The organism is Bradyrhizobium guangdongense (assembly GCF_006483445.1).
Lineage (GTDB): Bacteria > Pseudomonadota > Alphaproteobacteria > Rhizobiales > Xanthobacteraceae > Bradyrhizobium > Bradyrhizobium guangdongense_A.
Genome location: NZ_PPPT01000185.1, coordinates 1 through 6,767, shown reverse-complemented (window position 1 = coordinate 6,767; position 6,767 = coordinate 1). Strand labels below are relative to the sequence as shown.

6 protein-coding genes are annotated in these 6,767 nt (G+C 65.6%); 3 read left to right on the top strand and 3 right to left on the bottom strand.

All coding sequences use genetic code 11. The features are described from left to right. Positions 1 to 30: 30 nt before the first annotated feature. Positions 31 to 525, bottom strand: a complete 495-nt coding sequence (locus C2U70_RS25575) for a hypothetical protein (RefSeq protein ID WP_140981402.1) — start codon at positions 523 to 525, stop codon at positions 31 to 33. 68 nt (positions 526 to 593) lie between these two features. Here C2U70_RS25575 and C2U70_RS25570 point away from each other — a divergent pair, with 68 nt between their 5' ends. Continuing rightward, positions 594 to 1,766, top strand: a complete 1,173-nt coding sequence (locus C2U70_RS25570) for a M20 aminoacylase family protein (protein ID WP_140981401.1) — start codon at positions 594 to 596, stop codon at positions 1,764 to 1,766. Between the two features lie 154 nt (positions 1,767 to 1,920). Here the strand turns inward: C2U70_RS25570 and C2U70_RS25565 are convergent, their stop codons facing one another. Then, positions 1,921 to 3,828, bottom strand: coding sequence for an acyl-CoA synthetase (locus C2U70_RS25565; protein WP_140981400.1), 1,908 nt, complete (start codon positions 3,826 to 3,828; stop codon positions 1,921 to 1,923). 243 nt (positions 3,829 to 4,071) lie between these two features. Between C2U70_RS25565 and C2U70_RS25560 the strand changes: the two genes are divergently transcribed. Next, positions 4,072 to 5,163, top strand: a complete 1,092-nt coding sequence (locus C2U70_RS25560; RefSeq protein WP_140981399.1) for a SecDF P1 head subdomain-containing protein — start codon at positions 4,072 to 4,074, stop codon at positions 5,161 to 5,163. A 2-nt stretch (positions 5,164 to 5,165) separates the two neighbouring features. Here the strand turns inward: C2U70_RS25560 and C2U70_RS25555 are convergent, their stop codons facing one another. Further along, positions 5,166 to 5,807: a glutathione S-transferase family protein gene (locus C2U70_RS25555; protein ID WP_140981398.1), complete on the bottom strand. Its 642-nt coding sequence runs from the start codon at positions 5,805 to 5,807 to the stop codon at positions 5,166 to 5,168. 84 nt (positions 5,808 to 5,891) lie between these two features. Here C2U70_RS25555 and C2U70_RS25550 point away from each other — a divergent pair, with 84 nt between their 5' ends. Next, positions 5,892 to 6,701 carry an NAD-dependent protein deacetylase gene (locus tag C2U70_RS25550; RefSeq protein ID WP_140981397.1) on the top strand — a complete coding sequence of 270 codons (810 nt, stop codon included), beginning with the start codon at positions 5,892 to 5,894 and terminating at the stop codon, positions 6,699 to 6,701. The last annotated feature ends 66 nt before the right edge of the window (positions 6,702 to 6,767 follow it).

The window sequence follows — 6,767 nt, the reverse complement described above, 5'->3', positions numbered from 1 at the left end:
GCCCGTTACCCCATCTACGACAGCACGCTGCTACAATCGTTTCTGCAGCCACTTCACCAGCGCGGGGCTGCCGATCGTCGCCGTGCTGAAGCTGCACATGTCGCCGTCGACATAGCCGGCGCGGCCGCGGCCCTGCACGTAGCGCTTGCTGAAGAAGATGGTGTGCAGCTTGTTGCCGGTCTCGTCGAGGAGCACGAGCTGCCAGCGCAGGTCGGGCTGGTAGGACAGCTGCGCCGGCGCGAGCGCCTTGACGGCAGCGGCGAGCTCCGTTGCGTCGCGTTCGGTCAGGGTCAGCGTCTTGCGTTCGCTCGAGTAGGTCGCAAAGCGCTCCGGCGAGATCGGAATGCTGGCAAGCAGGCGATCGGAAATCTTCGACAGCTCGATCCGCTTGACCTGGCGGGACAGGATCTTCTGGCCGATCGCGCCGACCGCGGCGGTTGCCGCGCCGACATCGCAGGCGGCGGCCGGGCCGGCCATGATGCAGAGATAGGCCGCCAGCAGCAGAATATCGCGTCCGAACCGCATGGTTTGCCCCTACCCAGCCTGTGCGCTACGCTAACCTACCCTACGAACAACAACAAACGGACACCCCCATGCCTGTCATCAACCGTGTTGCCGCCCTGTCGGACGAAATGGCCGCCTGGCGCCACGACTTCCATGAGAACCCGGAGCTGCTCTACGAAGTCCATCGCACAGCCGGCATCGTCGCCGAGAAGCTGCGTTCATTCGGCTGCGACGAGGTGGTGACGGGCATCGGCAAGACCGGCGTGGTCGGCGTGATCCGCGGCCGCAAGTCCGGGTCCGGTCGTACCATCGGCCTGCGCGCCGACATGGACGCGCTGCCGATCGAGGAAGCCGCCGATGTGCCCTACGTTTCAAAAATCCCCGGCAAGATGCACGCCTGCGGCCATGACGGTCACACCGCGATGCTGCTGGGTGCCGCAAAATATCTCGCCGAGACGCGCAACTTCGACGGCACCGCCGTGATGATCTTCCAGCCGGCCGAGGAAGGCGGCGGCGGCGGCAAGGCGATGGTCGACGACGGCCTGATGACGCGCTGGGGCATTCAGGAGGTCTACGGCATGCACAACATGCCGAACCTGCCCGAGGGCCATTTTGCGACGACGCCCGGCGCGATGCTCGCCTCCTCCGACAACGTCCAGATCATCGTGACCGGCAAGGGCGGCCATGCCGGCGCCGGCCCGCACAAATCCGTCGACAGCGTGCTGATCGGCTCGCAGATCGTCAACGCGTTGCAATCCATCGTCGCGCGCAACGTCGATCCCCTGAAGTCGGCGGTGATCTCGATCACGCAATTCCACGCCGGCACCGCCTTCAACATCATCCCGGAGACCGCAGTGCTCGGCGGCACCGTGCGCACGCTCGACCCCGAGGTCCGTGATCTCGTCGAGCGCCGTATCGGTGAGGTCGCCGACAGCGTCGCGCGCGCCTATGGCGGTTCGGCCGAGACCAAATACTCGCGCATGTATCCGGTGACGATGAACCACGCGCGCGAGGCCGGCGTTGCCGCCAACGTCGCCCGCGACATCGTCGGGCCTGACAGGGTCAATGAAAAGTTCATCCCGATGATGGGCGCCGAGGACTTTTCTTTCATGCTGGAAGCCCGGCCCGGCGCGATGATCCTGGTCGGCATGGGCGACGGCCAGGAATGCCATCACCCGGCCTACGTCTTCAACGACAACATCCTCGGCCACGGCGCGTCATATTGGGTGCGCCTGATCGAGAAGACGATGCCGGCAGGGTAGCAGGTCCGTAGGGTGGGTTAGCCCCGCGGCTGCGCGAAACGCAGTCCGCGCGGCATAACCCACCTCTTTGCTCTCCGCGTCGACAGAAGTGGTGGGTTACGCCCAGCGAATTGCGCTTCGCGCAATCGCAAGGCTAACCCACCCTACGCAGGATTTAAGCGAACACCACCTCGTGCCGCATCACGAACGGGCCGAGCAGTTTTTGCACGTCGGCCGTGACGGCGTCGCGCTTGTCGGCTGCGACGCCTGCGACGGTCACCGTCGCGATCGAGCCGTGGCTACCGTGGGCGCCGACCTTCACCTTGCAATCGAGGCCCTTCTCGACCAGCGGCGCCAGCACGTTGGTGAACACGCGCTGCGCTGCGTCCCAGCGCAGTTGCGGCTTGAACACCTTTCCGACGCCGGTGACCGGCATCGGATCGATCGCGATGACCTGCACGGGAACGGCGGCACGCTCCGGCGTGCGCTCGCGCACCCAGGCCTCGAGCTCGCCGGGCTGCACGCTCGCGCCCGGCTTCAACTGGACATAGCCGACCGGCAATTCACCGGCATAGGCGTCGGGCTGACCGACCACCGCGGCAAAGCCGACGGCGGGATGTTGGAACATGATCTCCTCGATCGGCGCGGGATCGATGTTGTGGCCGCCGCGGATCACGAGATCCTTGGCGCGGCCGGTGATCCAGAGATAGCCGTCCTTGTCGAGGCGCCCGAGATCGCCGGAATTGACCCAGACATCGTCGACGAAGGCGCCCTTGTTGTGGGCGTCGTTGAGATAGCCGCCGAACACGCCGGGCCCGGCCATGGTGACGACGCCGATCTCGTCGGGCGCGCAGTCGCCGAGCAAACGTCCGTCGGCATCGAGCTTGACGACGCGCACGCGCGAATAGGGCATGGGAAGACCGACCGAGCCGAGCCGGATCGGCCGCGACGGATAGGCAAGCGTGTGCACGCTCGACGTCTCCGTCATGCCGTAGACCTCGACGACAGGCAGCTTCAGCTTGTCCTGGATCGCCGAGCCGACCGCGACGGGAATCGCGGAGCCGCCGCCTGCGGCATATTTCAGGCTCGAAATGTCGGCATTGCCGGTGGGAATCCCGAGCGTCGCGGCGAGCACCGTCGGCACGCTCGACAGCGCCTCCGGCTTGTAGCGCTCGACGAGGCTCCAGATGTTCTTCACCGCATTCGGATTGCGCCAGCCCGACGCCGACAGCACGACCAGCGAGCCGCCACCCGCCAGCGTCGTCAGCACCTGCGTCAGCGATCCACCCACATGGAAGAGCGGCATGCCGAACAGGAGATTGCCGCCGGGCTTGGTCTCCAGCAGCAGGTTCAGCGCCCAGGCCTGGTAGACCTGGTTGGCATGGGTGTGCCGCACCAGCTTGGGCGTGCCTGTCGTGCCGCCGGTGTGGAAATAGGCCGCGATGTCGCTGCCCTGAATATTGCGGCCGCTGACGAGGCGATCGGCCGGTTGCTGCTTGATCAGATCGTTGAACGAATGGATGCCGTTGGCCGGATCGCCGCCGCCGAAGACCTGCACGATCGCCTTCAGATTCTTGAGCTGCGGGCGGATCTGCTCGACCTTCTGCCAGATGTCGGTGCCGGGCATCGGCCCCAGCGCGACCAGGATCTTCGTGTTGGCGGCTTCGAGGATCTCCGCGATCTGGTGCGGCTCGAGCAGCGGATTGACGGGATTGGCGATGCCGGCGGCCTCGGCGCCGAGCAGCGTCACGAAAGCGTCGGGCACCAGCGGCAGCATGAAGCTGATGACGTCGTCCTTGCCGGCACCGAGCGCGTGGAACATGTTGGCGGCCTGCGTGATGCGCGCGACGAGGTCGCGATAGGTCACGACGACAGGCGTATCGGCCGGATCGGCATTTTGCAGAAACTGGATCGCCGGCGCATCCGGGTTACGCGCCGCGCCGAGCTTCACTGCCTCATAGGTGCTGGCGGCGGCGACGCGGTCCGCATAGGGGATCTGCTCGAATTTGCGGACGGCCTCGTCCGTCGTCAAATCCGGATAGCTGTCGCCGATAAGCCGATCGAGCGCGTGAATGCCCGCCATCTTGGTCCGTCCTCCCTCGATTTCAATGCGCCTGCCCGCTTGCTTGTTGTTTCGGGCGAGGCCGCGATCCCTGCGCACGCGCGGGATCACGAGGGGACAGAATGATCGATCATTGGGCCGCCGTCCATCACTGGATGTGACGAAAACGCCAGTCGGACGCGGGCGCGACATTGAACCTCGGCGTGCGGAGGCGGGACCAAGAGACTGACGATCATCTCGCGGACACCAGAGGACGGCGCGCCCATGACGATCCCTGCGGCAAGAACCAGGACGGCAGCCCTTCTCGCCGGGCTCGTCCTCGCCTCCCTGCCCCTCCTGTCCGTCACCGCCTCCGCCGACGCTCAGCTCGACAAGATGCGCGCGACCAACGCGGCCAATGCCGCCAAGGCGCTGGAGGCGCAGGGCGGCTCCCGCATCGTGTTCAGGGTCGACGCCGCCGCCCAGCGCGAGGCCGTCGTGTCCGACATGCGCGACGATCTCTATCGGACCTTGCGCGAAGGCCGCATCCCCTACTCGGGGCTCGCGATCAACAATGGCGGCATCGAGGTGAAGCTCAATGACGCCAGGGATCGCGACCGCGTCCTCGCCAAGCTCGTGCCGCCAGGCGAAGCCAAATTTCTGCAGGCCAAGCCTCCCTCGCCCATCGACGTCTCCGATTCCGGCGGCGTGACGCGGATCGTGCCGACGCCAGCCGCCATCGCCGACAATTTGCGCGATCTCGTCGGACAATCCGTCGACATGATCGAGCAGCGCCTGCGCAACAACAGCCTGAAGCAGGCCGCCGTGCTGCCCGACGGCGCCGACCGCATTCGCGTGCTGCTCCCCGGCGTCACCGATCCCGATCGTGTCACCGCGATCTTTGCCAAGAAAGTGCGCGTCAGCATTCGCCTGGTCGATGTCTCGATGTCGGTGGAGGACGCCCTGAAGGCGGGTGCGCCCTCAGGCGCGGACGTGCTTTACGGCTACAAGGACAAGCAGGCTTATCTCGTCCTGAAGGACGGCGGGATGGACGGCGACGATATCATCGACGCCAGTCCGGGTTTTTCATCCGCGACCCGCGAGCCGATCGCCTCGTTCCGCTTCAACGGGCGCGGCACGCGGCGTTTCGCCCACATCACCGCCGAGAACATCGGAAAGCCGTTTGCCATCGTGCTCGACGACAAGGTGCTCTCCGCCCCCATCATCCGCGAGCCGATCACCGGCGGCTCCGGCCAGATCTCCGGCAATTTTACCCTCGAAGACGCCAACACGGTCGCGATGATGCTGCGCGCGGGCGCGCTGCCGGGACGGCTGACCGTCGTCGAGCAGCAGGTCGTGGAGCCGGCGAAGCATTAGTCCTACGTCAGCAGCAGCGCCATGCCGGGATCGCCCTTCTCCATCGCGCGGCGATAGGCCGGGCGCGCCCCGATCCGTGCCAGATATTTGGCGATGTTCGGGCAGCGCGCGAGATCATAGGGCTGGAAGTAGCGCATCGTGGTGAGCGTAAAGCCCATCATGATGTCGGCCGTGGTAAATGCCTTGCCCGCCAGATACTCGGCCTCACCGACGCGGGCCTCGACGAGATCGAAGGCGCGATCGAGGCGCGCGCGCATCGCCAGCAGCATAGGATTGTCCTCCGCAAGCTTGAGACGGTTGAGGATCATCACCCGACCCATCGACGCCTGGAAGGTGCCGTTGGCGAAATGAAACCAGTACAGGAACTGCGCAAAATCCGGATCGTCGGGGCGCAGCGTCAGGCGGCCCTGGCCGTATTTCGCAACGATGTATTCGACGATCGCGCCTGACTCGGCCAGCACGACATCGCCATCCTGGATGACAGGCGCCGCCCCGATCGGATGCAGCGCCTTGTAGTCGGCGGGTGCCAGAATGGTCACGGGATCGCGCGCATAGCGCTTCAGCTCGTAGGGAATGCCGAGCTCCTCGCAGAGCCAGACGATGCGTTCGGACTGCGACTTGCCGAGGTGATGAACGGTGAGCATCGAGGTCTCCATAGCTGCTGGCACAATGCTAGGCCGCCGCGTCCGCCTCTGGCAAGCCGTCGCCGGACGGACTAGATATCGCCCATGGACCGGCCTCCTTTGCTTGCTGATTTCATCGACCGTCACCGGCGTCTCTTCGTGCTCACCGGGGCAGGCGTCAGCACGAATTCGGGCATTCCCGACTATCGCGACAGCCACGGCAACTGGAAACGCACGCAGCCCGTCAACTTCAATGCCTTCATGGGCGAGGAGAAGACGCGACAGCGCTACTGGGCGCGCAGCCTGATCGGCTGGCGGCGGTTCGGCCAGGCCGTGCCGAATGATGCGCATCATGCGCTGGCGAAGCTCGAGGCGAACGGGCGCTGCGAGGTGTTGCTTACCCAGAATGTCGACCGGCTGCATCAGTCCGCCGGCAGCCAGAGGGTGATCGACCTTCACGGCCGGCTCGATCTCGTGCGCTGCATGGGTTGCGAGTTGAAGATTCCGCGCGCGGAATTCCAGGATCGGCTCAGCCGCTCAAACCCGGACTGGCTCGCGCTGGATGCTGCCGACGCGCCTGACGGCGACGCCGACCTCGAGCATGCGGATTTCGCCTCGTTCGTGGTGCCGGCCTGCGACTCCTGCGGCGGCATCCTGAAGCCCGACGTCGTGTTCTTCGGCGAGAACGTCCCGCGCGAGGTGGTCGCAACCGCACAGCATCATCTCGCGCAAGCCGACGCCATGCTGATCGCCGGCTCCTCGCTGATGGTCTATTCCGGCTTCCGCTTCGTAAAGCAGGCCGCCGAGAAGAAGATCCCGATCGCCGCGATCAATCTCGGCCGCACGCGGGCGGACGATCTTCTCGCGCTGAAGGTGGAAGAGCGCTGCGAGGCCGCGCTGGCGTTTTTGTTGTAGCAATTGCGATCTGCAGATCCGTCACCCTGAGGTGCTCGCCTCTTCGGCGAGCCTCGAAGGGCGACG